The following is a 26,818-nucleotide window of genomic DNA, read 5'->3' on the forward strand; positions in this document are numbered from 1 at the left end:
TTTAAATTGAAAATAAGATGAAAAAATTAATTGTAGTTACCCTTTTGATGATAAGCTTAACTAGCATTGCTCAACAAAGAAAAGAAAAATCAAATCGTGACGAAATGGAAAAAATGACTCCAGAACAACGTCAGGAGAAACATTTAAACAAATTGACTACCGATTTGAATTTGAATGCCAAACAACAAGAAGAAGTAAAAAAATTATTGGTAGAACAAAGCGCAAAAATGACCGACTTTAAAGCCAAAAGAGACGCTAAAAAAGACGAACAATTGTTAGCTTCCGCCAAAGAAAGAAAGGAATTGACAACCAAAATGAAAGCAGAAAAAGAAGCCAATGATGCCAAAATGAAAAAAATCCTTACCTCAGAACAATACACCAAATGGGAGAATGATAGAACCATCCGAAAAGAAAAAATGATGGAAAAAAGAGGAGGTAGAAAAGGAGATAGAAGAATGCAAAACGCAGATAAAAATTAAAATAGAAGGGGCTGTCAAAACAATGACACCCCCTTTTTTATTTTTAAAAAGTCTTAGATACTTTATCTATTGCTTGAATAGTCGCATCTAAATCTTCATAAGTCAACGCATCGGTAATAAACCAAGTTTCATAAGCCGATGGTGCAATATAAATTCCTTCTTGCAACAAACCATGAAAGAATTTTTTAAAGGTTGCATTGTCGCCTTTAGCAGCCGATTGAAAGTCAACTACGGCTTCCGCATCAAAATGAACCGAAATCATGGAACCAACTCTATTGATGGTAAAAACCACAGCATTTGCGGTAAGCACTTTACGAATTCCTGCTTCTAAATAAGCGGTTTTTTCTTCCAATCGTTGAAATACAGCTCTGTCGTTGTTTAATGACTCTAACATCGCCAATCCAGCCGCCATCGCTAACGGATTACCTGACAATGTCCCAGCTTGATACACTGGCCCAAGAGGCGCCAAGTAATTCATAATTTCTTCACGAGCAGCAAAAGCCCCTACTGGCAATCCGCCCCCAATTACTTTTCCGAAACACACAATATCCGCTTGAATACCATATAACTCCTGAACTCCACCTGCTGCCAAACGAAAACCTGTCATTACCTCATCAAAAATCAATAAGATTCCGTTAGCAGAACACAACTCACGTAAACCTTCTAAGAATCCGTTGCGTGGTGGTACGCAACCCATATTTCCCGCAACAGGCTCCACAATAATGGCTGCAATTTCATTGGGATTGGCAGCAATCAAAGCGCTAACATTTTCTAAATCATTATAACGAGCTAGTAAAGTATCTTTAGCCGTACCTTCGGTTACGCCTGGACTATTGGGTACTCCAAAAGTACTTAAACCACTACCCGCAGCAATCAAAAATGAATCGGAATGACCGTGATAACAACCTGCAAACTTGATAATTTTATCTCTTTTGGTAAAGCCACGCGCCAAACGAATCGCACTCATACAAGCCTCTGTACCCGAATTTACAAAACGAATTTTATCGATATTCGGAACCATAGCAACCGCCAAAGCAGCAATTTTGGTTTCCAACTCTGTAGGCATTCCAAAAGAAGTTCCTAATTTGGCACGTTCCGTTAGTGCATCCACAACGGGTTCGTAAGCGTGCCCCAAAATCATGGGTCCCCAAGAATTAATGTAATCAATCAATCGGTTGCCGTCTTCATCATATAAATACGCGCCTTTCGCACTTTTTACAAAAATTGGAGTGCCACCCACGGCTTTAAAAGCTCGTACTGGCGAATTTACGCCTCCTGGAATTACTTTTTCCGCTTCAGCAAAAAGCTGACTGCTTCTTTGGTATATCATATTTTTACTATTTATAAAGTATATTTAATTTTAAAAAATCAATTCTAATGAACGCCAATTTTACTTCACAATCAATTTTTGTCCAATCGAAATGGCGTTATCTTTTAAATTATTTTTTCGTTGCAAATCTTCGACCAAAACATTGAATTTTTTGGAAATAGAATACAAAGTATCGCCTTTTTGGACTTCATACAGAGAGGAATTTTGATTCTCAATTGTTGTGGTTACGGCATTTTGACTTTCATCAAAAGAATATTTTTTTCCGAGAACTTTATTGTCGTACTGATGCAAATTGTAACGTTCGATATACGAAATTAATTTATTGGGATACTGAGGATCGGTGGCATAACCTGCGGCTCGCAAACCTTTCGCCCAAGCTTCGTAATCTCCTTTTTTTAAGGAAAACAATGCCGAATATCTCTTTTTGCTGGTCAAAAACAACGCATGATCTTTATAAGAACCTTCGGGATTATCATATTTCCGAAAGCATTCTTGTGCCGAATCATCGTCGTGATACACACTCTCACCTGCCCAATCGCTATGGCATTTTATCCCAAAATGATTGTTGGAATTGACCGCCAAAGTACCTCTTCCTGCTCCCGATTCCAGTATTCCTTGGGCCAAAATAATACTAGCTGGAATCCCGTATTGCTTCATATTGCTCATGGCTACCTCTTTGTAACGGGCAATGTATCTGTGCACCACATCATTGGTAGTTACCGTTTTTGAGGTAGATTGAATGACTTCTGTTTTATTTTTTTTGGAGTAAGAAGTGTTGTTTTTTGAAGAAGTAACTGCTTTTTTAGAACTATTACAACTCACCAAAACGATTAGGGTAAAAAAATATAATGCTTTTTTAATCATTGTAAAATTATTGGCTTGTGCTTGTTTTTTAATTGAATATTCATCCCTGCAATCCCTTGTAGTCCACCCGTATGAATCATCAATATTTTGGATTTCGGCGGAAAAAAATTGCGATGAATAAGATCTACTACCCCAAATGCCATTTTTCCTGTATAAATAGGATCTATCGGAATTTGGGTTTGGAGAAAAAACTTATTGATCCAATCGATCAATTCATCGGTTACTTTACCATATCCTCCAAAATGATAATCGGTTACCAAATCCCAATTTTTATTGGTTACAAATTTACGAATTTCATCTTGTAAAAAATCTCCTTTTAACGCTGGAAATCCCAAAACTTTTTGATGCGGCAAAGCACTGTTTATGAGTCCCGAAATGGTGCCTCCCGTTCCAACAGCGCTACAAACAAAATCAAAATCGGCATCAAGCTCGGTTAGAATTTCTTCACAGCCTTTGACGGCCAAATCATTCGTGCCACCTTCTGGAACCAAATAAAAAGACCCGAATTGTGCTTGCAGTTGTGCGATAAATGCAGCGTCGGTTTTATGACGATAGGCTTCGCGGGTGACAAATTCAAAACGCATTCCGCATTCTTGAGCAAAAGACAAGGTAAGATTATCCGAAATTTTATCGCGCAATTCATCACCTCGAATCACACCGATAGTTTCAAAACCTTGCTCTTTTCCAGCATAGGCCACAGCAGCAATATGATTGGAGAAAGCGCCCCCAAAAGTGAGCAAAACCGAATGATTTTCGGCTTTGGCTTGGAGTACATTGTATTTTAGTTTTCGGAATTTATTGCCTGAGACAAAAGGATGAAGCAAATCCTCTCTTTTTATTTCAAGGGTAATTCCATTGGGCAATTCGTATGCTATTTCTTGATTCAAAGTGTATAGATTTTATAAAATTAACCGCAAGGTTCGCAAAGATTTACGCAAAGTTCACTCAGCTTTGCGGTCATTGCGCTTTCTTTGCGAACCTTGCGGTTAAATAGGCTTTTAATTTTTTTTTGTTTGCAAATAGTTTAAAAAACTAAAATATTTTCTAGTCTTAAGATACTCCAAATTGGATTCGTTGGCATAAGCTTCGCGTTCAAAACTAAGGTTGTGATACGCTACATTTTTATCTTGATAGTAACACCAACGGATTAAAAACTCAAGGCTGTACCAAATAAAAAAAGGAACAATCAGCAATTCGAGTTGTTGTCGCAAATGTATTTTTTCGTGATTGAGAAAAATGAGGTTCGCTTTATATCCTGCTTTTTTAACGAACACAAACGGAAAAGCAGCCAAACCGCTATATCCTTTTGGAATTAAATATTTAGCAACAATAAGAATCATTTCGCTTTAAAATTTATAGATTTGCAACTGTTATACCCTTTTATTTAAGGAAAAATACTATTCGTTCTATTTGCACGAACCTTCCAAAAAAACAAATCGCTTATGTTAGAGCAAAGTAATGAAAATAAATTAATCGAAGGTGAAGATTTTTACTTTACTCCCGAAGGCTATAAATGTTTTACTGAAAAACACCACCTAAAAAGAGGGTATTGTTGCAAAAGCGGTTGCCGTCATTGTCCCTATGGTTTTGATAAGAAGACGGGAGGGTTTAAGAAGGTAGAAAAGTAGTGGTCAGTGGTCAGTTTTTAGTGTTCAGATTGAATAAAATACAAAACAGATTGTAGCTATAGCCGATTAATCAAAGTTCACAAGTCTCGATGAAATGATTGAACTCAAAATATAAAAAACTCTTAGAAATGGATATCGTTTCTTTACAATACAGAATCAAAATATACAAGTCCTACCATCGGTCGGATATTAGGTATCCTTAGTCGGTTTTTACCAACTAGAGGGTGACGATATATACCTAAAGTAGTTTTTGAAACGAAAAGCCCTTGATCAACGGGTCGCGAGAGGGATAGGAACTGGCTACCGAAGTAGCGTGGATAGCCCGACCGCAATACCGCAAGTGGCCGTATCACGACAACGCTGCATTGGCCACTTGGGGTATTGGGGTCTCGCCCAAATCTTACTAAAAAGTATCGCTATTAGCCAATTGGGTGAAATTTAATAAAATAAAAACTTAACCACACTTCGATGCCTCAGTGCAGGCTAGAGCCATAGATTACTAGCAAATCAACATAGAAAAAAAAGAAATAGCACTATTTCTCACAATAGATTAGCTATGTGAATAGTAAAACGTCTCTTGACTTCTTTTAAAAAACTATAAATTCTATGATTCTATGTGGTAAAAATAATTTCACGAAATGGGTATCAATATTATTTTATTTTCGATTTTAAAAACAAAAAAAAATGACATTTAAAGAACAAATCCAACAAGGAATTCCCGATATATTACCACAACCTAAGCCGTATGATGCGACCATAAATCACGCTCCGAAACGTAAAGAGATTTTGACGGCTGAAGAAAAAAAGTTAGCATTGCGCAATGCGTTGCGTTATTTTGACCCGAAACATCATTCGGAATTAGTGCCTGAGTTCTCGGAAGAATTAGAGAAATACGGGCGTATTTATATGTACCGTTTTCGTCCTGATTACAAAATGTACGCGCGTCCGATTGACGAATATCCCGGGAAAAGCGAGCAAGCGAAAGCCATTATGTTGATGATTCAAAACAATTTGGATTATGCGGTGGCGCAGCATCCGCACGAATTGATTACGTATGGCGGAAATGGTGCGGTGTTTCAAAATTGGGCACAATACCTGTTGACAATGCACTACTTGTCGGAAATGACCGATGAGCAAACGTTGACGATGTATTCGGGCCATCCGATGGGATTGTTTCCGTCGCATAAAGAGGCGCCGAGAGTGGTGGTAACCAACGGAATGGTGATTCCGAATTATTCATCACCAGACGATTGGGAAAAAATGAATGCCTTGGGCGTTTCGCAATACGGACAAATGACGGCTGGAAGTTATATGTACATTGGTCCACAAGGTATTGTTCACGGAACGACCATCACGGTTTTGAATGGTTTTAGAAAGATCAAAAAGAGTCCAAAAGGCGGTTTGTTTGTAACTTCTGGATTGGGCGGCATGAGTGGCGCGCAACCCAAAGCGGGAAATATTGCGGGTTGTATCACCGTTTGCGCCGAAGTGAATCCAAAAATTACCCACATTCGTCACAGCCAAGGTTGGATTAATGAAGTGATTGAAGATTTAGACGCTTTAGTGCAACGTGTTGCCTTGGCAAAAACGAATAACGAAACCGTTTCTATTGCGTATTTAGGTAATATCGTAGACGTTTGGGAACGTTTTGACCAAGAAAATATGCATATCGATTTGGGTTCTGACCAAACTTCATTGCATAATCCGTGGGCTGGCGGGTATTATCCTGCGGGCATTTCGTTTGAGGAAGCCAATGAAATGATGGCGAACCAACCGGAACTTTTTAAAGAAAAAGTGCAAGAAACTTTGCGTCGTCACGCTGTGGCTATCAACAAACATACCGCAAAAGGCACGTATTTCTTTGATTACGGCAACGCCTTTTTACTAGAAGCCTCAAGAGCGGGAGCCGATGTGATGGCCGAAAATCCAACGCTTGGTAGAGAATTCAAATACCCTTCTTACGTGCAAGATATTATGGGACCGATGTGTTTTGATTATGGTTTTGGTCCTTTCCGTTGGGTTTGTACCTCAGGAAAACCAGAAGATTTGGCCAAAACAGATGCTATTGCTTGCGAAGTTTTAGAAAAAATGATGGAAACCTCTCCTGAAGAAATTCAGCAACAAATGCAGGACAACATTCAATGGATTAAAGGAGCTCAAGAAAATAAATTAGTGGTAGGTTCACAAGCGCGAATTTTATACGCCGATGCCGAAGGTCGTACTAAAATCGCCGAAGCATTTAACCAAGCCATTGCCAAAGGCGAAATTGGTTATGTAGTTTTAGGCCGTGACCACCACGATGTTTCAGGAACCGATTCGCCTTATCGAGAAACTTCAAATATCTATGACGGTTCAAGATTTACCGCTGATATGGCCATTCATAATGTGATTGGCGATAGTTTCCGTGGTGCAACTTGGGTATCTATCCACAACGGCGGCGGTGTGGGCTGGGGAGAAGTTATTAATGGCGGCTTTGGTATGGTTCTTGATGGTTCTAAAGAAGCTTCTAAACGTTTGGCATCAATGTTGTTTTGGGATGTCAACAACGGAATTTCTCGCAGAAGCTGGGCGCGTAACGAAGGAGCGATTTTTGCCATCAAACGTGCTATGGAAGTAGAACCTTTACTAAAAGTGACACTTCCGAATGCTGTTGAAGACCATTTGCTATAACATAGGATTTCCTTTGAAATCTTCATTACAAATCCGTTTTTTGAAAGGTACTGATGGTTTTAAACTAAACATTTTGATAGTTATAATCTAATGTTAAAAAAACTATCTTGAACTGAAAATAGATTATTTTGCAGCATAAAGCGAGAATCATAATAGATAATAATTTAAATAATATCCATATGAAACCAATATCATTATTTGCCTTAGTGCTAGTTGTTTTTTTTAGTTCTTGTAGTTCCGTTAGAGTATATTCGGATTACGATAAAAATGTAGATTTTTCTCCTTACAAAACCTATGCGTATTATAAAGCAGGCATTGATAAAGTAGAGATTTCTGATTTGGACAAAAAACGTATTTTGAGAGCCATTGACCAACAAATGGCAGCCAAAGGATTTACTAAAAGCGAAACACCTGATTTGTTAATTAATATTTTTACCAAATCCAGAGAGCAAGTCAATGTAAACCAATTCAACGCAGGTTGGGGTTACGGCTGGGGTTGGGGCTGGAATCCTTGGATGATGGGCGGTAACCAAACCACCGTTTCTACCTCTACCGAAGGCACTTTGTTTATCGACCTCATCGATGCCAAAAAGAAAGAAATGATTTGGCAAGGTGAAGGTATTGGGACCTTAACTAAAAACACGGACAAAAAAGACGAAGTAATTGCTGAATTTGTTGGAAAAATTTTAGCACAATATCCTCCTGTAAAAAAATAACACTTCTATTTTAAAAGAAATAAAAACACCAAAAGCCTATCTTTGCATAGGCTTTTTTATTTATATATTATGACACCCCCCCAAGACATACAAGACCTAAACGATATTAAAAAAATGGTCGATACATTTTATACCAATGTACGCCAAGATGCAGCTATTGGCCCAGTTTTCAATGAAAAAATAGGCGAACGCTGGCCAGAACATCTCGAGAAAATGTACCGCTTTTGGCAAACGATTTTACTCGAAGTTCACACCTATTCGGGAAGTCCGTTTCCGCCACACAAACAATTGCCCGTAGACAAAACCCATTTCGATCGCTGGATGGCGATTTTTACCACCACAATCGACGGCTTGTTTGCCGGCCCACTCGCCGAAGAAGCTAAGTTTAGAGCCAAAAATATGGCCGAAATGTTCCACTATAAGATTGAGTATTTCAGACAAGCCGAAAGAGACCAATTGAAATAGTACTGTCTCCTAGACAAAAGCATAAAAATCAGGTAATTGTTCAGTTGTTTTTTTGGACTTCAATTGCCTCCAGCTTTAGCTGGAGGAGTGAAATTTGAATATTTTAAAGGCTTTAGCCAAAATTAGCTGATTTATTTGGCTAAAGCCAACACAAATCCACACCCATTACTCCAGCTAAAGCTGGAGCCAATTGAAAGCAAAACGAGCTGAATAGTTACAAGACACATTGTCTTTTTAATCTGTGAAAATCTGTGTCATTTTGTGTCTAAGAAAATTAGCCTTACAATCAGGAGCGAAACAAAAGGCATTATCAGCCAGTATGGGTTCCCGCCATCCGCTACAATCCTTTGGTGCCGAACCCCGGCACCAAAGGATTTTCACTACTGTCGGGGCTAAAGAGGTTTCATTGGGACTATTTTTAAAAAGTAAACCATTGTTAAAATCCTATAAAAACACTTGGTTTACTAAAAATCCCCAATAAAAAACTGCAAATAATCATTCGAAATTGTATTTTTACAAAAAACTATACCGATTTCGATATGAATGCAAAAATAGAAAGTAATCCCCTAATTGAGCGATTACCGAAACATTTGAAACAGTTTATCAAACCTCAAGATTACGAAGATTACACGCCCATCAACCAAGCCGTTTGGCGCTATGTGATGCGCAAAAACGTGGACTACCTATCCAAGGTCGCCCACAGTTCCTACCTCGAAGGGTTACAAAAAACAGGCATCGAAATCGACTCCATTCCGAGTATGTACGGTATGAATCGCATACTGTCCGAAATTGGATGGGCAGCGGTTGCCGTTGATGGTTTTATTCCACCCAACGCTTTTATGGAATTTCAAGCCTATAATGTGCTGGTGATTGCCTCAGATATTCGTCAACTTGAACATATCGAATACACTCCAGCTCCAGATATCATTCACGAAGGCGCGGGACACGCTCCTATTATTGCTAATCCAGAGTATGCGGAATACTTGCGACGTTTTGGCGAAATTGGTTGCAAAGCCATCTCTTCGCACAAAGATTACGAAATGTATGAAGCCATCCGTTTACTTTCGATTTTAAAAGAAGCCGAAGGAACCCCACAAAGCGAAATAGAAGCTGCTGAAAAAGCAGTAGAAGATTTACAAAACAATATGGGCGAACTCTCCGAAATGGCTCAAATCCGAAACTTACATTGGTGGACCGTGGAGTACGGTTTAATTGGCACGCTTGAAAACCCAAAAATTTACGGCGCCGGCTTACTTTCCTCTATTGGAGAAAGCGCTTGGTGTATGACCGATAACGTCAAAAAAAAACCGTACACGTTTAGTGCAGCACAACAAAGTTTTGACATTACCAAAGTACAACCTCAACTCTATGTAACTCCTGATTTTGCTTACTTGAGTTTAATCCTAGAAGAATTTGCCAACACGATGGCTTTGAGAACAGGCGGTTTATCTGGTATCCAAAAACTCATCGATTCCAAAGCTTTGGGAACTGTGGAATTGAGTACTGGTTTACAAATATCGGGTGTTTTTACCAACGTAATAGAACACGAAGGCAAACCGATTTACTTACAAACGACTGGAAAAACAGCTTTGGCCAATCGTGAAAAAGAATTAGTAGGACACGGAACTGCTGCTCACTTAGAAGGTTTTGGTAGTCCCATCGGGAAACTCAAAGGCATCAACCTTGCTATTGAAGATATGAGTCCACGTGACTTAAAAGCATACGACATTTACGAAGGCGAAACCGCCACTTTGGAATTTGAAGGTAACATCAAAGTAGTTGGGGAAATCATAACTGGGAAACGAAATCTACACGGCGAAATCATCTTAATTTCTTTCAAAAACTGTATGGTTACACACGGTGAAACGGTTCTTTTTCAACCAGAATGGGGTACTTATGATATGGCGGTGGGTAAAAAATTAGTTTCGGCTTTTTCTGGCCCTGCGGATGTGAATAGTTTTGATTTGATTGCTCACGTACCGAGCAGCAAAACCATCAAAGCTTCAACCTCAGAAGAAAGAGATGCCTTAGAAGTATTGTATCAAACCGTTCGAAATATCCGTGAGACAAAAGACACGACGACCTCATTGGCTCCCATTTTTGAAAAATTAAAACAAGAACATTTTAATGATTGGTTACTTTGCGTTGAATTGGCAGAACTTTTAAAAGCAAGAAACGAAACGCAATTACTTACCGAGATTCTTTCTCATTTAGAAAATCTTAAAAAACAGCGTCCTGAAGTTGCCCAATTAATTTCAAATGGTTTGGAATTGATTTTTGAAAAAGAGGAAACTGTTCACTAAAATTTACAAACACAGATTGTGTAGATTCCCCTTTAACTGCTACTTATCAATCAAATAAAAAAAATAACCGCAAATTCGCAAATTTTTAATATGAAATAAAAATTTGCGAATTGGCGGTTTAATTTTTAAAAACACCTTTCGATGTAAACCGTTTTTTTTATGGAATTTGGAATTTATTTTTTGTAATTTACTTTTGCTTTATAACTTCAAATCCTGTTTTAGCTGGCTTTCATTCTCGATGACTTCACCATTGTATTGTAGTTTCCAGCCCAAAGAATTCGTTAAGATGAGCATTTTAGAGATTTCGCTTACCAGACGATTTTTAGCATTGGTTTTCAAAGTTGACTTCTCTACTTTTTGAGCCATTCTGGTTTTAACCGTTTTATTGATTTTGTTGTAATCGGCTCCTGTGAATTCATTGAGTTTGCTTTGCTCCACATCATAATATTGGATGTCAGGATAAATCGAAATCTCTTCTTTTGGAATGGAAAGAATCGTTATGGTTTTGTTCTTTTCATCGATATCGTATTTCATTTGATGCAAATCATAAGCCACTGTTACTTTGGCATTCACAATCACAATCGCCTTTTTTTCAAAAGAAATCATATCCAAAAAGTACTTATTCGAATTCTTAAACGTGATGACTTCCGAAAAATGTCCTTCGGTCACCACCAATTTCCCCACATTTAGGATTTGTTGCTGAATGAGATTCGTATTGTAATCGAACTCGTCTTCTTTTTCTTTTTTAAAATCGCAGTATTTGAACAACAACAAGCCAATGACTACAACTCCAACTCCAATTAAAATGCGTTTCAACATAACTAAAATTTCATAAATGAATACTGTGCCTCTAATGTAGCTATTTTTTCTTTCAGATTCGCCTCAAACTTTTGATGGCTTTCTGAATTTGGATTAAAGGGTCGGTGCGCCAAGCCTTTTTGTATGGTTTGTACCAATTCCATTGTAGTTATTGCACTGGCGTCAATTTGAGTGGCTGTAAATCGTTCCCAGATGTAATCTATCGCCATTGGACTAGGATGCATCATATCATCGGCATAAAAACGATAGTCTCTAAGCTCGTCCATCATGATTTCGTAGCTGGGAAAAAGCCCCCTAGCCCCCGAAGGGGGAACTACTTCCGACTCTTGTATAAAGTTATAAATAGCCGCAATCAAATACGCTTTACTTACTTGATTTTCGACAAAACCGTCTTTGAGATGGCGAACGGGCGAAACAGTAAAAATGAAATTACATTTTGGATTTAGGGTTGCAATCAAAGAGACTGTATTTTGAATCGCTTTTTGGATGTTATCAATCGACAACAACTCTTTGCTGAAATGCTTTTGTGGTACTTTATGGCAATTTGCTACAATAACGTTGGTTTCAATATGTCGATACACCCAAGAAGTACCATAGGTAATAATGATATGCGTCGCTTGCTGTGATTGCTTATGGGTGTCTAAAAGAATTTGGTTCAGTTTACTCAAGAATACTTCAGAATCAGCGTCACTCAATTCAGAATGAACTTCATAACAATGCCATCTTTCATTGAAGAAAAAAATATCATCTTTGGTAAAAAATCTTTGTAACACCACTCTTTCAATAAGTTTTTCAATAGAGAATGGATTGAAAATAATACCAAAAGGATTCACTTGGGTTTGAAATTTATAATAGAGCAATTTATCCCCCATATTTTCGGCAAAGCAAGAACCTAAAGAAACAATGTTAGAGTTATAATCTATTGGCTTGATATTTTGGGAAATGGGTATTTTCGTTGTAAAGTTCATAGTTTTTCTCTCAAGTTTTGATCATTGAAAATAAAAATAGTTTAAAACTCATTTTCTCGCAAAGGCGCAGAGTCGCAAAGAAAACACAACTCTACTTTTGCCCTTAGCGCCTTTGTGAGATAAATTTAGTAAAATCCTTGAGAGAAATAATCCTTAAACTTAGAGTTATAGACTAAAGATTATTCACAATTCTTGTAATTCCGTTTTTAATCAATGATTCATTAAAATTAATCAACAACCCTAATTTCATTCCAGTTATTTTCAGATAGGTCAAAAGTTGTTTAGGATGGACATTAGCTATTTGTTCAACCGATTTTATTTCAATAATCACTTTTTCTTCGATAATCAAATCACTTCTAAAACCTATATCTAAAAATACTTCATCCCAAATTACTGGTAATGGCTTCTGTCTTTCAACTTTTAATCCTCTATTAGTCAACTCGTAATAAAGTATAGCCTCATAAACCGACTCCAACAATCCTGGCCCAAGTTTAGTATGAATTTTATAACAAACATTAACAACAATTCTGAAAATTTCGTTTTCAGTCATATTTGTAATTTTGATACAAAATACTAAAATTCCTTCAAAAAAAATAATGCCATTTATTCATAAAATAAAAAAAGACGCAGAGTAGCAAATTTTATAGCTTATCAAATAGGTATTCAATAAACACTTTGCGGCTCTGCGTCTTTGCGAGATATTATTGTCTAAAAGATTAGCGAACTACTTCACAAACTCAATAGCTTTTGCTAAAGCTTCAGGAACACCAGCTGCGTTCTTTCCACCAGCTGTAGCAAAGAACGGTTGTCCTCCTCCGCCTCCTTGGATGTATTTCCCTAATTCGCGAACTACTTGTCCAGCATTTAGATTTTTATTAGCTACTAATTCTTTAGAAATATAGCAGGTCAACATTGGCTTGTCTTCATTTACAGTAGCCAAAACAATGAAAATATTGTTTCCTAAATTACCTAATTCATACACCAAATCTTTGGCACCTTCAGCCGTTAAATCTACTTGTTGCGCTAAGAATTTAACACCGTTTATTTCTTGGAAAGCTGCTGCTAATTCGCCTTTCATATTCTTGGCTTTGTCTTTTAGCAACGCTTCTATCTGCTTTTTCAAAGAAGCATTCTCATCTTGCAGTGTTTGAATCGCTTTTATAGGGTCAACAGCATTTTTCAACACTTCTTTCATTTCTCCAAAAGTAATCAATTGGGATTCAAAGAAATCCTTAGCCGCTTCACTGGTGATTGCCTCAATTCTTCGAATACCTGCAGCAACAGCACCTTCTGAAACAATTTTGAAATGCCAAATCTCAGAAGTATTCGCCACGTGGGTTCCTCCACAAAGTTCAACGGAGTCTCCAAACTTAATCATACGCACCAAGTCGCCGTATTTTTCGCCAAACAAAGCAATAGCTCCTTCTTCTAGCGCTTGTTCTTTGGCAATTCCACGCTTCTCAATTAATGGCAAACTTTCGCGAATTCTTGCGTTAACAAAATTTTCTACTTCTTTCAATTCTTCGTCTGTTACTTTAGAGAAGTGAGAAAAGTCAAAACGTAAAGAAGCCGAACGCACCATAGAACCTTTTTGTTCAATATGCGTTCCTAACACTTTACGCAATCCTTGATGCAACAAGTGGGTTGCGGTATGATTAGAAGACGTTCTTGCTCTTTGTTTTACATCTACAATCGCTTGGAAAGTGTCGGTTAAATTTTCTGGCAATGATTTTGCCAAGTGAATCGTTTGATTATTCTCTTTTTTGGTATCGATGATGTAAGTGATGTTTCCATTGCTAGCTTCAAGATATCCTTTATCGCCAGTTTGTCCTCCACTTTCCCCATAAAAAGGAGTAGAATTAAAAACTAATTGAAAGATTTCCCCTTCTTTTACACTCTCTACTCTACGGTATTTTGTGATTTTTACTTGGTGTTGCAAACGGTCATAGCCTACAAACTCCTGAATATCATCTTCTACAATTACATTCCAATCACCCGCAGTAACTTTTGAAGCCGCACGTGAACGTTCTTTTTGCAATTGTAATTGTTCTTCAAAAACTTTTTCGTCTAGTTGCAATCCTTTTTCAGATAAAATCAAAGCTGTTAAATCGATTGGAAAACCATACGTATCGTACAATTCAAAAGCTTTTTTACCATCAATCACCTTGCTTTGATTGTTTGCAATCACTGCATCTAATAAAACCAAACCTTGATCTAGAGTACGCAAAAATGAACTTTCTTCCTCACGAATTACGTTAGAACAAAGGGCTTTTTGAGAACGAATTTCAGGGAAAGAAGCACTCATTTGTGCACTTAACGTATCTACTAATTTATATATAAAAGGTTCTTTGGTATTCAAGAAAGTAAAGCCGTAACGAATAGCGCGACGTAAAATTCTTCGAATTACATATCCTGCGCCTGTGTTGGATGGCAATTGTCCGTCGGCGATGGCAAAAGCAACTGCACGAACGTGATCTGCAATCACACGAATCGCAATATTTATTTTTTCTTCTTCTTCATTGGAAGCTTTGATGGTATAGGTTGTCCCAGTAATCGTCTCGATTTCTCTGATAATTGGGGTAAACACATCCGTATCATAATTCGATTGAACCCCTTGTAAAACCATACAAAGACGTTCAAATCCCATACCTGTATCTACGTGTTGTGCTGGTAATTTTTCAAGAGAACCATCGGCTTTACGGTTGAATTCCATAAATACATTATTCCAAATCTCCACCACTTGAGGATGATCAGCATTGACTAATTCTTTACCGTCAATTACTGCTTTTTCTTCGGCTGAACGAATATCTACGTGAATTTCGGAACAAGGACCACAAGGACCTTGATCTCCCATTTCCCAGAAATTGTCTTTTTTATTTCCTAATAAAATTCGGTCTTCAGCGATTAAAGTTTTCCAAATATCATAGGCTTCTTGGTCGAAAGGAACATTTTCTTCAACGCTTCCTTCAAAAACAGTTACATACAATATGTCTTTATCTATTTTATAGACTTCTGTTAGCAATTCCCAAGCCCAGTGAATGGCTTCTTTTTTGAAATAATCTCCAAAAGACCAGTTCCCCAACATCTCAAACATTGTGTGGTGGTAGGTATCAATACCTACTTCCTCTAAGTCATTATGCTTTCCTGAAACACGCAAACATTTTTGAGTATCGGCTATACGTTGGCTTTTTGGCGTTCCTAGACCCAAAAAATACTCTTTGAATTGTGCCATTCCTGAGTTATTAAACATCAGCGTTGGGTCATCTTTAAGAACGATAGGCGCAGAAGGAACAATTAAATGTCCTTTGCTTTCAAAAAAATCTAAAAATTGCTTACGTACGTCTTGTGATTTCATTTCTATTTTTTAATCGGTTATTTGTTGATGGGTTCTTGAGTGTCTCGAAATGACGAAACGGCAATGTAACCGCTCAACTTTTGCCCCAGATAGTAGTGGAAAGCTTTGAGGATTAGAAGACTATTTTTTTCTTGCTGGGGCAGAGCGACCAGAGGAAGCTCCTGACGTAGCTAGAAAAAAAAGGCTTGTAACCGAGAACTTGCAACGAATAGCTGGATTAGGCCCTTATTTTATTTATGTAAAAAGAAAGAAGATTTGAAACATTTCTTAAATTTGTTCGACTAACTCTTTACAGGTTGCAAAAATAGGGTATTTTAAACTATGGCGAAAGTAAAATATTATTACGATTCCGAAAAATTAGCGTACCGAAAAATTACGCCCAAGAAGAGAAAAAAGATTGGTTTTGCTGCCTTATTTATTGTTGCTTCGGCTTTGTTTGGTTTTTTGTCGTTTGTTGTTTTATTGAATGTACCTTATTTTAAGACTCCGAATGATAGAGCTCAGCAAAGAGAGATTGAAAATTTGAGGCTAAATTATTCGATTTTAAATAAAAAACTGGAGCAATTGCAAGTAGTTGCTGACCAAATGGCTGAGCGCGACAATAATTTGTACAGAACCTATTTTAATACGGCTCCCATCACTGAAGAAGAGCGTAAGTCGGGCTACAAAAAAAGTTATGTTGCCTTGCAAGGGTATAACAATTCTGAATTGGTGATTAGAACTACGAAGAAAGTAGATGTTTTGAGTAAAGAATTGGCGATTCAATCAAAATCTTTAGATGCTATTTTGAAATTGGCAGAAGCCAAACAGGACTTTTTGGCCAGTATTCCTGCCATTCAGCCAGTGCAAAATGAAAAATTAAGATATGTTGCTTCTGGTTTTGGTTATCGTACCGACCCGTTTACTAAAGCACGCAAAATGCATGAGGGGATGGATTTTACAGCAAAAACTGGAACACCAATTTTTGCTAGTGGCGACGGAATTGTAGCTAGAGCAGACAACTCGGCTTCTGGATTTGGGAATCATATTGTAATTCGGCATGGTTATGGCTACGAATCGCTATACGCACATTTGAGCAAATACAAGTGCAGAGCGGGACAACGTGTTAAAAGAGGAGACATCATTGGCTATGTAGGAAGTACAGGACGCTCCGAGGCTCCACATTTACATTATGAAGTGCACAAAAATGGTAAAGTAGTCAATCCGTTGAATTTTTATTACGGTTCAATTTCAGCGGTAGAATATGTAGCTATTTCTAATGCTGCCAACCAAGAAAACCAGTCTCTGGATTAATACTTCAGAAGTAATCGGTTCATATAATTATAAAAAGAGCGTTAAAAAAACAAGAGAAAATGCATATAGAATTAGCACCAGATAAAAGATATTATAGCATAGGTGAAGTAGCCAAAGCCTTTGGCGTTAATGCTTCATTGATTCGATTCTGGGATAGTGAATTTGATATTTTAAAACCCAAAAAAAATGCAAAGGGGAACCGAATGTTTACTCCTGAGGATGTTAAAAATCTGCAGTTAATCTATCACTTGGTCAAAGAACGAGGGTTTACATTAGAAGGTGCCAAAACCCATCTGAAAGAAGGTCAAAAGAAAAGTCTAGACAAGTTTGAAATTATTCAAAAATTAGAAGCCATAAAAACACAATTAGTACAAATAAAAACAGAACTTTAAAAATTAAAATTAACAACTAAAATTAAATAAACATGAGAAGATTTTTGCCTTGGATTATCGGAGCTGTCGTAATTTTTGGAATATACAGCTGGGTTAAAGGAATTAACAACACGGCTGTTGGTTACGAACAAACCATCAACGAAGCATGGGGTAATGTCAATACTTCGTACCAAAGAAGAAACGATTTGATTGGCAACTTAGTAAACACTGTAAAAGGCGCCGCTGACTTTGAAAAAAGCACATTAACTGCAGTTATTGAAGCCCGTGCAAAAGCTACTTCGGTTACCGTTGACCCAACTAACATTACACCAGAACAATTAACAGCATTCAACTCAGCACAATCAGGTGTTTCCTCTTCACTATCTAAATTGTTGGTATCGGTAGAGCGCTATCCTGATCTTAAAGCTAATGCTAACTTCTTGAAGTTACAAGACGAATTGGCTAGTACTGAAAATCAAATTTTGACTTCTAGAACTCGTTTTAACGAAGCGGTAAAACCTTACAATACGCACATTAAAACCTTTCCTAACTCCATTTTTGCTGGAATGTTTGGCTTTAAAGAAAAAGCCTATTTCCAAGCTGTTGAAGGTGCAGAAAAACCTGTGGAAGTAAAATTCTAATCCTCCCCATCCCCTCTAAAAGAGGGGATTAAAACACAACATAATGTCAAAAGTAGAAGACTTTTTAACTAAAGAAGAGGAAAGCGCCATAGTGGAAGCCATTCGTGTGGCCGAAAAAAACACTTCGGGTGAGATTAGAGTTCACATAGAAGCTACCACTTCTCTAGATGCCTATGATCGCGCTATGGAAGTTTTTCACGAACTCAACATGGATGCTACCGAATTACAAAATGGGGTATTAATTTATTTGGCCGTGGCCGACAAAACTTTTGTAATCTGCGGAGACAAAGGCATCAACGATGTTGTAACCCCTGATTTTTGGAACTGTACGCGAGACGCTATGATTAGCCAGTTCAAAGTAGGCAATTACAAACAAGGTTTGATTGATGGTATCCTGAATGCTGGCGAACAACTCAAAAAACACTTTCCTTGGCAAGAAGGCGACACCAACGAATTATCAAATGAAATTTCTAAAGGATAAAGAATGAAAAACTCCAAATTTAAAACTCCAAATTCCAAAGGAATTTTTCAATTAGCCCTCTTATTACTAGCCTTTTTTACCTTCACTATTGGCTTTGCTCAATTTACGATTCCAGAAAAACCCAATGCTCAAACTTCGCTGTATGATTACGCCAGTCTATTTGATGCTAATGAAAAAGCCCAACTAGAAGAAAAACTCATACACTATTCTGATTCAACTACAACACAAATTGTGGTTATTACGATTGAAAGTTTAAAAAATGAAGACATCAATCAATTAGCGACCAAGTGGGCACAAACTTGGGGATTTGGTCAAGCCAAAGAAGACAATGGAGTCATTCTTTTAATTGCAAAAAATGACCGAAAAATTGCGCTTCAAGCGGGTTATGGTCTGGAAGATCGACTGACTGCAGGTATTGGCGGCGAAATCATCCGAAACATTATTCTTCCAGAATTCAAAGCAGGCAGCTATTATAATGGCGTCGACAAAGGAACCGATGCCCTATTCGATGTTTTTAAAGGCAAATACAAAGGAGAACGAAAAAAAGCAAAAGGAGATAGTTTTCCTATTCTTCCCCTTATCTTTATTATTGTCATGCTAATAATTTTGTTCTCTAAAAACAAAGGCGGAGGCAATTCTGGAAACCGAGGCGGTGGTGGTCCTAGCCTACTTGATGTAATCATTTTAAGTAACCTTGGCCGTGGCGGCGGAGGCGGATTTGGTGGTTCATCCGGCGGAGGTTTTGGCGGTGGCGGATTCGGAGGTGGATTCGGCGGAGGCGGATTCTCTGGTGGTGGATCAAGCGGAAGTTGGTAAGTAAAACTTCTACTTTAGCATAAAAACACATTCACAAAAGCATAAAAAAACAGCGCAATGATAGTACATTGCGCTGTTTTTATTTTAAATTCAAACCAAAAAACCTTATTAATCAGTGCTTTGCTTTTAGATAAAAAATATTTTAATAATTCTACTAATTTAATAGAACTAATATTATATTTGTTTCCGAAAAACAATAGTTATTAGAGTATACTTTTATGAAAAAAAATTATTTTTGATCAACAGAGCTAAAACAATTAGTAACAAAATAGCTATTTTAACCTATTTTACCACAAAAAAACTAACCTATAAACCAGTAACATCTGTTTTTATCTAAAAACACTTTTCATAATGAAAAAAAAACACCTGATTCTATTTTTATTATCCTCCCTTTTTTCCTTTTCGCAAAATGAAAAAAAAGTTGATCATCAAAGCATTCTTTGGACACGCTATTACAATCAATTGACTTTAAACAACAAATGGTCCGTACATACTGAATTTGACAATCGTGTTTTTTTAAAACCTATTGCCGAAAACCTATTTGTTTTTAGAATCCAAGGGAGATATAAAATCAATTCTGCTGTCGAAGTTGGTAGTGGTTTCACTTATTTTTCGGTTTATACTCAAGATCCAAATAAAAATTTCGGCTTTGAAATTCCTGAATACAGGGGACAACAAGATATTACTTACAAGAAAAATTACAATAAAATAACTATTAACCAACGCTTTCAAATCGAAGAACGATTCATACACAACGCCTCAAAAACAAAACTGTTAGAAGGAACCACTTTTAATTGGCGATTTCGCTATCGTTTACAAGCAGAATATCCAGTTTGGGAAAAGCAAAATAAGTACCTCAAAGCAATTGTGTATGATGAAATTCTAATCAATGCCGGAAAAAATATAGTGTACAACACTTTTGACCAAAACAGAATTTATGGGGCCCTACAATATGGATTTAATAAAAATATTGCAGTAGAACTAGGCTATCTCAAAAGTTTTCAACAACGTCCCAGCGGAATCGATTATTTTGATAGAGATATTATTCGCTTAAGTGTTTTTCACAAAATCCATTTATAAAAAGCCTCTCAAGAAGATATTCTGCTGTCAGCTTTGAAAGAAAACTACAATTTATAACAAAAAAAGACCAAAACTACAAATAGTTTTGGTCTTTACATTTTTATTTTTCTCTAATATAAATATCAATCGGAACACCAGAAAAATCCCATTGTTCTCTAATTTTATTTTCCAAATAGCGTTTGTAAGGCTCTTTTACATATTGTGGCAAATTCGCAAAAAATACAAATTGCGGTGTAGCCGTTGGCAACTGCATACAATATTTAATCTTCACATATTTCCCTTTAGTAGCTGGTGGTGGATAGGCCTCGATAACCTTCAACATGAATTCGTTAAACTTAGAAGTAGGTATTCTTTGTTGTCTATCCTCATATACTTTTACAGTCGCTTCAAGCGCTTTCAACAAACGTTGTTTGGTCAAAGCCGAAACAAAAAGAATAGGCACATCGGTAAACGGCATTAATTCCTTTTTAATTTTTTCTTCGTAATCACGAGTAGACATGGTGTCTTTTTCTACCAAATCCCATTTGTTTACCAAAATGATTACCCCTTTTCTGTTTTTCTCTGCCAACCAAAAAATACTTTGATCTTGTCCTTCAAAACCACGAGTAGCATCAATCACCAAAATACAAACGTCAGCGTGTTCAATAGCACGAACGGAGCGCATCACAGAATAAAATTCTAAATCTTCCTTAACTTTGGCCTTACGACGAATTCCGGCTGTATCCACTAAATTAAACTCAAATCCAAAACGGTCAAATTTAGTATCAATAGCATCACGAGTTGTACCCGCAATATCCGTCACCATAAAACGATCTTGCCCAATCAAGGCATTGATAAAACTAGATTTTCCAGCATTAGGACGACCTACTACAGCAAAACGTGGCAAAACCACTTCTTCTTGAACTGGCTCAGGTTTTACTGGAAAAGCATCGATTAAAGCATCTAATAAATCTCCTGTTCCACTACCTGAAATACTAGCAAAAGTAAAATATTCTCCTAAACCAAGGTTGTAAAACTCAATAGCATCTTTCTCACGCATGGCATTATCCACCTTGTTCACAGCCAATAAAACTGGCTTAGTCACTTTACGCAACAACTTAGCCACCGTCTCGTCCATCGGTGTAATTCCCTCTTCTACATCCACCACAAAAACAATTACATCGGCTTCATCTATCGCCAATTCTACTTGTTTGCGGATTTCTCCCTCAAAAACATCATCAGATCCGCGGACATATCCACCCGTATCTATCACAGAAAACTCTTTTCCGTTCCACTCGCTTTTGCCGTAATTTCTATCTCTGGTCACCCCAGAAACCGAATCCACAATAGCTTCTCTTCTTTGTATCAGCCTATTAAAAAGGGTCGATTTCCCTACATTAGGTCTTCCTACTATCGCAACAATATTATTCATTTTATTCGTATTCAAATAGTTATCCTTAGCGCACACTTTTGCGGTTAAGGCGTGCAAAGGTAGTGTTTAAAACCATGAGAATCAATTTTTTTGGTATATTAGCGTAATTTGACCTGTTCAACTTCTTCACCCAAACCACCATGAGTCCAGATAATGAGATACGTTTACGCCTTAGGTTCTACAAAGACATCATCGAAAACACCGACACCATTCGAGCAAAATTCGAAAATTTTATCTATGAAAAATCACCAGATTATTATGCAAAAATCAGAGGGTATCACATTTGGCTCAACATAAAAGGTGATAAAAAAAGATATTGGTCCCCCCATTTACATCTCGAATTAGAGAAAAAATCCGAAAACGAAACCCATATCCGAGGCCTCTTCGGTCCAGACCCAACTTTATGGACCTTATTTATGTTTCTGCATTTTATGATTGCCGGCACTTTCATCGTATTTTGCGGTATTGCCTACACCCATTATGTTCTCAAAGAATCCACACAATGGGATTGCATCGTACTCTCCATGATGATTTTTGCTTGGTTTCTGCTCTATGTCATCGCCCGACAAATCCGATCTAATGGCGAAAAACAGATGAATGATCTAGAAGAACTATTTTTAAAAATCCTAGAATAATTTGTTTTCTAGTAGCTAGTCCAGCTCTCCATTACAACTCCTCGTTCCAAAAAACTGTGGTTCTACTGCGCTTGCAGGAGCTTCCGTTGGTCGCTCTGCCAGCACAAGAACCACTAGTTTTTGGCACTCCGGGGTTTTCATTACGATCTGGGCTAAAAAACATCCTTACGGACAGGTCGCGACCTGTCCCTACTGATTATACCCGAAACGTTTCAACATATTGGCGTTGCTCTCCAATTTTTGTACGGACAGGTCGCGACCTGTCCCTACTGATTATACCCGAAACGTTTCAACATATTAGCATTGCTTCTCCAATTCTTATTCACTTTTACATACAATTCAATATGAATTTGTTTGCCAAAGAACTTTTCCAAATCAACACGGGCATCCATTCCTACTTTCTTCAAAGCGGCACCTTTATGGCCAATGATAATACCTTTTTGTGTGTCACGCTCTACCATAATTAGAGAACGGATACGGATAATATTTTCGTCTTCGACGAATTCTTCAGTCACGATTTCCACAGCATATGGAATTTCTTTACTGTAATTCAACAATATTTTTTCGCGAATGGTTTCGTTCACAAAAAAACGTTCCGGTTTATCCGTCAATTGATCTTTAGGATAATAAGCTGGCGATTCTGGTAACAAAGCAATAATTCTTTGAAACACTTCAGGAACATTAAAATTCTGCAAAGCCGATATGGGATAAATCTCTGCATTCGGAACTTTTTCGGTCCAAAAAGCTACTTGCTGCTCTAATTGTTCTTGATTTGAATTATCAATTTTGTTTAACAACAACAAAACTGGGATTTTAGAATGGATAATTTTATTAAAAAAAGCCTCATCCTTCAATTCTTGTTCTCCAATTTCGACCATGTAAATCAAAACATCAGCATCTTCAAATGCCGATTTTACAAAACTCATCATCGCCTCTTGCATTTCATAAGCAGGCTTAATAATTCCAGGAGTATCCGATAAGATCAATTGAAAATCGTCTCCATTAACTATTCCTAATATTCTATGTCGAGTAGTTTGTGCTTTTGAAGTAATAATGGACAATCTTTCTCCCACAAACGCATTCATTAACGTTGATTTTCCAACATTTGGATTCCCTATAATATTTACAAAACCGGCTTTATGTGTCATTTCAAATAAATTTATGTTGCAAAGGTAGCCATATCAACCCAATAGACGAAATAAAACATTTTTTAAAATTTTAGTTGCATTTCAATAAAATCAACGTATATTTGCACCCGAAACATCGCGGGATAGAGCAGTAGGCAGCTCGTCGGGCTCATAACCCGAAGGTCACAGGTTCGAGTCCTGTTCCCGCTACTAAGTTAATTTTACTGAGATTACAAAACGCACATCGCGGGATAGAGCAGTAGGCAGCTCGTCGGGCTCATAACCCGAAGGTCACAGGTTCGAGTCCTGTTCCCGCTACTAAAAACACCAACTTTCACAAGTTGGTGTTTTTTTTTATTGAAATTTTAAAGCATCAGTTCAAAAAAGGGAGATCAAAGCAAAAATCAGTTTGAAAAAGTTGCGGAGCAAAATTTTTAAGAAAATTCTACAAAAAAAACCTGCAAAAAAGCAGGTTTTAGTAACTAAATTTAAAAGCACATCAATACAAATTATATTATTTCCAAAAGGACAACTTTTCCATTTGAGGTTAGCATTGTCATATTTAAAACATCTTTATCTACTAAAATTTTAGAAACCGGACCGTTGAAATGATTGTAAGAAATATTTAACTCTCGTAATTTTCGTAACGACTCCAATTCCTTAGGGATCAATCCTTTTAGTTCGTTATCAAATAAGCTTAAAGTTTCAAGATCTTTTAACTTAGCAATATCAGAATGTAATTCCCCACTTAATCTATTCCCACTCAACAACATCATTTTCAATCTTTGAATCCCAAACAAAGAACTAGGAATTTTACCCTCTATTTCGTTATTGTGAAGCGACAAAACTTCTAAATGGTGAAGTTTTCCTAATTCAAAAGGCAAAACACCAGTTAACTTGTTCATGCACAAAATCATCTTTTTCACATGTAGAAGTGCACCAATCGTTGAAGGAATACTTCCCGAAAGATGATTATAAGATAAATCAAGACTTTCTAAAGAATTCAAACTACCAATAGATTTCGGTATACATCCCTCTAGCCTATTTTTACTAAGATTTAATTCTTTCAAATAAAATAAATTTCCGATGGTTACTGGCAAACTCCCTGTCAAATTGTTTCCTGATAAATCAAGACCTACCACTTTATCCTCTTTAAGAACAACCCCAAACCAAGTAGCTATTGGTGCCGATAAATCCCATTGATTTATCCATTTTTTACCATTAGCAGATTGATATAAATCTAACAAAGCTTCCCGCTCAACGACAGAAACTGCAGCAAAAGAACTGAGAGAAAAAGACAAAAATAAAAGATAAAATGTTTTTTTCATGATTGTTAAATATATTCAAAATTAATGTTCTAAAAATAGAATACATAAAGATGAAATACAAATAAAATCGATGAAATACATCAATAAAATTAAAAAAACATATATTCCTACAAAATATTTTAAAAAAAGAAGTGCGTTTTTTTCATACATTTGGGTATTAATCTTAAAACAAATCAAGTATGGAAATGAATTTTCAATCATTATTTGTAGCCGCTTTAGTAACCCTGTTAATAGGATTTATTTGGTATCACCCCAAAGTATTTGGCACCTTATGGATGAAAGAAGCGAGTCTAACGGAGGCCCAGCTAAAAACCGGAAATATGCTCATGATTTTCGGATGTACGTATCTCTTCGGACTTTTTATTGCTTCTATAGAAATGACACTTACCATTCATCAAATGGGAGCCTTGGGAATGGTGGGAGGCCCTTCTAAAATAAATGAGGTACTCCCCTCGTTTACGGCATTTATGTCAGATTATGGAACCGCCTTTAGAACCTACAAACACGGTGCACTTCATGGATTTTTGTCGGGACTGTTTTTTGCTTTTCCTATGATTGCTATCAATGGCCTTTTCGAAAGAAAATCTTGGAAATACATTTTCATCCATTCAGGCTATTGGATTGTTACTCTTACCTGCATGGGCGCTATTATTTGTGGTTGGATTTAATATAGTTTCCGATGCGCTTTATTAGTATTGAAGCGCATCGGCAACAAAATCCAAGAAGAAGTAGTTACCTCATAATTTCTATTAAGGCTTTTTCAACATTCCCTTACAACTTTTACTTTTTTAGATTAAATTTGTCTACCATTTCAACTTTAATCTCTTTGAACACTCCCCTTTCCCACGTCATTTATCAATCTAGTAGCGACCTTCCCGATACTTGGGACCATGTGGCTAATACTACTCTTTTTTTACAAAAAAAATATTTTGAAATTTTAGAGCATTCGTGTCCTAGCAATATGAAATGTTTTTTTATAGGCATTTTCCAAAACAAAGAATTGGTAGGAGTCGCCATAAGTCAATTTTTAGATTTAAAAAGTTTAGAATCCTTTGGCGAACGCGACAAATGCCTTAAAACAATCGTTCGCAATTTTTTATTCAAACGCTTTGCTTCTCATGTTCTGTTTATAGGAAACTGCATGCTTACTGGAGAAAATGCCTATGTCTTTTCGGAGGCTGTTCCTTTTGAAAAACAAATAAAAGTACTCTATGAAGCTCGAGATGAGATTGAAAAAATTTTAAAAAAACAAGGAATTACAATACATTTATTGACAAGCAAAGATTTCTCCATAAAAGAGATTACCAAAATCAATCAGACTTCCATTTGTGATGTTTTCCAATTTACGACGCAACCTAATATGATTTTTTCTATCTCTGAATCTTGGAAAAACGAAGAAGATTATGTTGCCGAACTAACCAAAAAATACAGAGATCAATATAAAAGAGCAAGAAAAAAAGCGATAGGAATTGTAAAAAGAAAACTATCCATCAGCGAAATTGAAGACAATCAAGAATTGATTTATGACCTCTATTATCATGTAGCCAAAAATGCTCCTTTTAACTCCTTCTTTCTATCCCAAAACCACTTTATTGAATTGAAAAAAATTTGGAAAGATAATTTTCTTTTTTACGGCTATTTTATGGATGAAAAATTAATTGGATTTACCACTTTAATCAAAAATGGATCGGCAATGGATACCTATTTTTTAGGATACGACAACAGCATACAGAGAGAAAAAATGCTCTATTTGAACATGCTATATGATATGATTGCCTATTCTATCAAAAAAAAATTCAAAACAATCATTTTTGCTAGGACAGCGCTAGAGATTAAAAGTTCAGTTGGTGCAAAACCTGAAACTATGTTTGGCTTAATGGAACATAAAAATCCTATTATCAACTATTTTTTACCCTATTTCTTTCACTTTTTAGAACCCAAAACTTCCTGGCAAGAACGTAATCCTTTTCAATAAAAAAGTGCTAGTATTTTCACACTAACACCTTCAAAAATTGAAAAAAAATAATTCTACAACGCA

Annotated in this window: 26 protein-coding genes and 2 tRNA genes; 17 read left to right on the forward strand and 11 right to left on the reverse strand. The window is 36.7% G+C overall.

From position 1 onward, the window contains the following. Positions 1 to 17 precede the first annotated feature (17 nt). Positions 18 to 479 carry a hypothetical protein gene (locus ACSVH7_RS14060; protein ID WP_438067317.1) on the forward strand — a complete coding sequence of 154 codons (462 nt, stop codon included), beginning with the start codon at positions 18 to 20 and terminating at the stop codon, positions 477 to 479. A gap of 43 nt (positions 480 to 522) precedes the next feature. On the opposite strand, the gene hemL is transcribed toward ACSVH7_RS14060, so the two are convergent. From hemL to ACSVH7_RS14080, 4 genes are all read right to left on the reverse strand, one after another. Continuing rightward, on the reverse strand, positions 523 to 1,809 hold the full coding sequence (gene hemL, locus ACSVH7_RS14065) for a glutamate-1-semialdehyde 2,1-aminomutase (RefSeq protein WP_438067318.1): 1,287 nt from the start codon (positions 1,807 to 1,809) through the stop codon (positions 523 to 525). A 60-nt stretch (positions 1,810 to 1,869) separates the two neighbouring features. Further along, complete coding sequence (locus ACSVH7_RS14070; RefSeq protein ID WP_438067319.1) at positions 1,870 to 2,673, reverse strand: glucosaminidase domain-containing protein; 804 nt, start codon at positions 2,671 to 2,673, stop codon at positions 1,870 to 1,872. Continuing rightward, positions 2,670 to 3,560: a 1-aminocyclopropane-1-carboxylate deaminase/D-cysteine desulfhydrase gene (locus ACSVH7_RS14075; RefSeq protein ID WP_438067320.1), complete on the reverse strand. Its 891-nt coding sequence runs from the start codon at positions 3,558 to 3,560 to the stop codon at positions 2,670 to 2,672. Before ACSVH7_RS14075 ends, ACSVH7_RS14070 begins: the two co-directional genes overlap by 4 nt. 111 nt (positions 3,561 to 3,671) lie before the next feature. Beyond that, positions 3,672 to 4,013 (reverse strand): hypothetical protein, encoded by a 342-nt coding sequence (locus tag ACSVH7_RS14080; protein WP_438067321.1) that lies wholly within the window; start codon positions 4,011 to 4,013, stop codon positions 3,672 to 3,674. Positions 4,014 to 4,115: 102 nt separating this feature from the next. Here ACSVH7_RS14080 and ACSVH7_RS14085 point away from each other — a divergent pair, with 102 nt between their 5' ends. The 5 genes from ACSVH7_RS14085 (at position 4,116) to ACSVH7_RS14105 (ending at position 10,455) form a co-directional block, all read left to right on the forward strand. Then, on the forward strand, positions 4,116 to 4,301 hold the full coding sequence (locus ACSVH7_RS14085; RefSeq protein ID WP_438067322.1) for a DUF5522 domain-containing protein: 186 nt from the start codon (positions 4,116 to 4,118) through the stop codon (positions 4,299 to 4,301). Between the two features lie 684 nt (positions 4,302 to 4,985). Then, the gene (locus ACSVH7_RS14090; RefSeq protein ID WP_438067323.1) at positions 4,986 to 6,971 is read left to right on the forward strand and encodes a urocanate hydratase; all 1,986 of its coding nucleotides are present in this window, start codon (positions 4,986 to 4,988) and stop codon (positions 6,969 to 6,971) included. Positions 6,972 to 7,150: 179 nt separating this feature from the next. Beyond that, positions 7,151 to 7,687, forward strand: coding sequence for a DUF4136 domain-containing protein (locus ACSVH7_RS14095; RefSeq protein WP_438067324.1), 537 nt, complete (start codon positions 7,151 to 7,153; stop codon positions 7,685 to 7,687). 69 nt (positions 7,688 to 7,756) lie between these two features. Next, on the forward strand, positions 7,757 to 8,152 hold the full coding sequence (locus tag ACSVH7_RS14100) for a group III truncated hemoglobin (protein WP_438067325.1): 396 nt from the start codon (positions 7,757 to 7,759) through the stop codon (positions 8,150 to 8,152). A gap of 539 nt (positions 8,153 to 8,691) precedes the next feature. Then, a complete protein-coding gene (locus ACSVH7_RS14105; protein WP_438067326.1) occupies positions 8,692 to 10,455 on the forward strand; it encodes an aromatic amino acid hydroxylase in 1,764 nt (587 codons plus the stop codon). 198 nt (positions 10,456 to 10,653) lie between these two features. Here ACSVH7_RS14105 and ACSVH7_RS14110 read toward each other — a convergent pair whose 3' ends face one another. The 4 genes from ACSVH7_RS14110 to alaS all read right to left on the reverse strand — a co-directional run bounded on the left by ACSVH7_RS14110 (position 10,654) and on the right by alaS (position 15,597). Beyond that, positions 10,654 to 11,274 (reverse strand): DUF4230 domain-containing protein, encoded by a 621-nt coding sequence (locus tag ACSVH7_RS14110; RefSeq protein WP_438067327.1) that lies wholly within the window; start codon positions 11,272 to 11,274, stop codon positions 10,654 to 10,656. 2 nt (positions 11,275 to 11,276) lie between these two features. Then, positions 11,277 to 12,242 carry a GSCFA domain-containing protein gene (locus ACSVH7_RS14115; protein ID WP_438067328.1) on the reverse strand — a complete coding sequence of 322 codons (966 nt, stop codon included), beginning with the start codon at positions 12,240 to 12,242 and terminating at the stop codon, positions 11,277 to 11,279. Positions 12,243 to 12,414: 172 nt separating this feature from the next. Next, positions 12,415 to 12,792, reverse strand: coding sequence for a GxxExxY protein (locus ACSVH7_RS14120; RefSeq protein ID WP_438067329.1), 378 nt, complete (start codon positions 12,790 to 12,792; stop codon positions 12,415 to 12,417). A 174-nt stretch (positions 12,793 to 12,966) separates the two neighbouring features. Then, positions 12,967 to 15,597 (reverse strand): alanine--tRNA ligase, encoded by a 2,631-nt coding sequence (gene alaS, locus ACSVH7_RS14125; protein ID WP_438067330.1) that lies wholly within the window; start codon positions 15,595 to 15,597, stop codon positions 12,967 to 12,969. Positions 15,598 to 15,918: 321 nt separating this feature from the next. Here alaS and ACSVH7_RS14130 point away from each other — a divergent pair, with 321 nt between their 5' ends. The 6 genes from ACSVH7_RS14130 (at position 15,919) to ACSVH7_RS14155 (ending at position 20,279) form a co-directional block, all read left to right on the forward strand. Continuing rightward, positions 15,919 to 16,890, forward strand: coding sequence for a M23 family metallopeptidase (locus tag ACSVH7_RS14130; protein ID WP_438067331.1), 972 nt, complete (start codon positions 15,919 to 15,921; stop codon positions 16,888 to 16,890). A 59-nt stretch (positions 16,891 to 16,949) separates the two neighbouring features. Continuing rightward, complete coding sequence (locus tag ACSVH7_RS14135; protein ID WP_438067332.1) at positions 16,950 to 17,282, forward strand: MerR family transcriptional regulator; 333 nt, start codon at positions 16,950 to 16,952, stop codon at positions 17,280 to 17,282. Positions 17,283 to 17,314: 32 nt separating this feature from the next. Beyond that, positions 17,315 to 17,902 (forward strand): LemA family protein, encoded by a 588-nt coding sequence (locus ACSVH7_RS14140; protein WP_438067333.1) that lies wholly within the window; start codon positions 17,315 to 17,317, stop codon positions 17,900 to 17,902. A 43-nt stretch (positions 17,903 to 17,945) separates the two neighbouring features. After that, positions 17,946 to 18,383: a TPM domain-containing protein gene (locus ACSVH7_RS14145; protein WP_438067334.1), complete on the forward strand. Its 438-nt coding sequence runs from the start codon at positions 17,946 to 17,948 to the stop codon at positions 18,381 to 18,383. A 3-nt stretch (positions 18,384 to 18,386) separates the two neighbouring features. Then, positions 18,387 to 19,199, forward strand: a complete 813-nt coding sequence (locus ACSVH7_RS14150) for a TPM domain-containing protein (protein ID WP_438067335.1) — start codon at positions 18,387 to 18,389, stop codon at positions 19,197 to 19,199. Positions 19,200 to 19,550: 351 nt separating this feature from the next. Next, entirely contained in the window at positions 19,551 to 20,279 is a 729-nt protein-coding gene (locus tag ACSVH7_RS14155) for a DUF2490 domain-containing protein (protein ID WP_438067336.1), read from the forward strand. 100 nt (positions 20,280 to 20,379) lie between these two features. Here the strand turns inward: ACSVH7_RS14155 and der are convergent, their stop codons facing one another. Continuing rightward, on the reverse strand, positions 20,380 to 21,690 hold the full coding sequence (der, locus tag ACSVH7_RS14160) for a ribosome biogenesis GTPase Der (RefSeq protein WP_438067337.1): 1,311 nt from the start codon (positions 21,688 to 21,690) through the stop codon (positions 20,380 to 20,382). 140 nt (positions 21,691 to 21,830) lie between these two features. On the opposite strand from der, the gene ACSVH7_RS14165 reads away from it, so the two are divergent. Then, a complete protein-coding gene (locus ACSVH7_RS14165; protein WP_438067338.1) occupies positions 21,831 to 22,325 on the forward strand; it encodes a hypothetical protein in 495 nt (164 codons plus the stop codon). A 266-nt stretch (positions 22,326 to 22,591) separates the two neighbouring features. Here the strand turns inward: ACSVH7_RS14165 and era are convergent, their stop codons facing one another. Then, the gene (gene era / locus ACSVH7_RS14170) at positions 22,592 to 23,473 is read right to left on the reverse strand and encodes a GTPase Era (protein WP_438067339.1); all 882 of its coding nucleotides are present in this window, start codon (positions 23,471 to 23,473) and stop codon (positions 22,592 to 22,594) included. Between the two features lie 116 nt (positions 23,474 to 23,589). On the opposite strand from era, the gene ACSVH7_RS14175 reads away from it, so the two are divergent. Beyond that, positions 23,590 to 23,662 (forward strand) — tRNA-Met (locus ACSVH7_RS14175). A 35-nt stretch (positions 23,663 to 23,697) separates the two neighbouring features. Continuing rightward, positions 23,698 to 23,770, forward strand: a tRNA-Met gene (locus tag ACSVH7_RS14180). A gap of 191 nt (positions 23,771 to 23,961) precedes the next feature. Here the strand turns inward: ACSVH7_RS14180 and ACSVH7_RS14185 are convergent. Beyond that, a complete protein-coding gene (locus ACSVH7_RS14185; protein ID WP_438067340.1) occupies positions 23,962 to 24,780 on the reverse strand; it encodes a leucine-rich repeat domain-containing protein in 819 nt (272 codons plus the stop codon). Between the two features lie 179 nt (positions 24,781 to 24,959). Between ACSVH7_RS14185 and ACSVH7_RS14190 the strand changes: the two genes are divergently transcribed. After that, positions 24,960 to 25,448, forward strand: a complete 489-nt coding sequence (locus ACSVH7_RS14190; protein WP_438067341.1) for a DUF1761 domain-containing protein — start codon at positions 24,960 to 24,962, stop codon at positions 25,446 to 25,448. Positions 25,449 to 25,579: 131 nt separating this feature from the next. Continuing rightward, positions 25,580 to 26,755, forward strand: a complete 1,176-nt coding sequence (locus tag ACSVH7_RS14195) for an 8-amino-7-oxononanoate synthase (protein WP_438067342.1) — start codon at positions 25,580 to 25,582, stop codon at positions 26,753 to 26,755. Positions 26,756 to 26,818 lie beyond the last annotated feature (63 nt).

The sequence above is a fragment of the Flavobacterium sp. TSSA_36 genome (genome assembly GCF_051547165.1).
In the GTDB taxonomy this organism is placed as follows: domain Bacteria; phylum Bacteroidota; class Bacteroidia; order Flavobacteriales; family Flavobacteriaceae; genus Flavobacterium.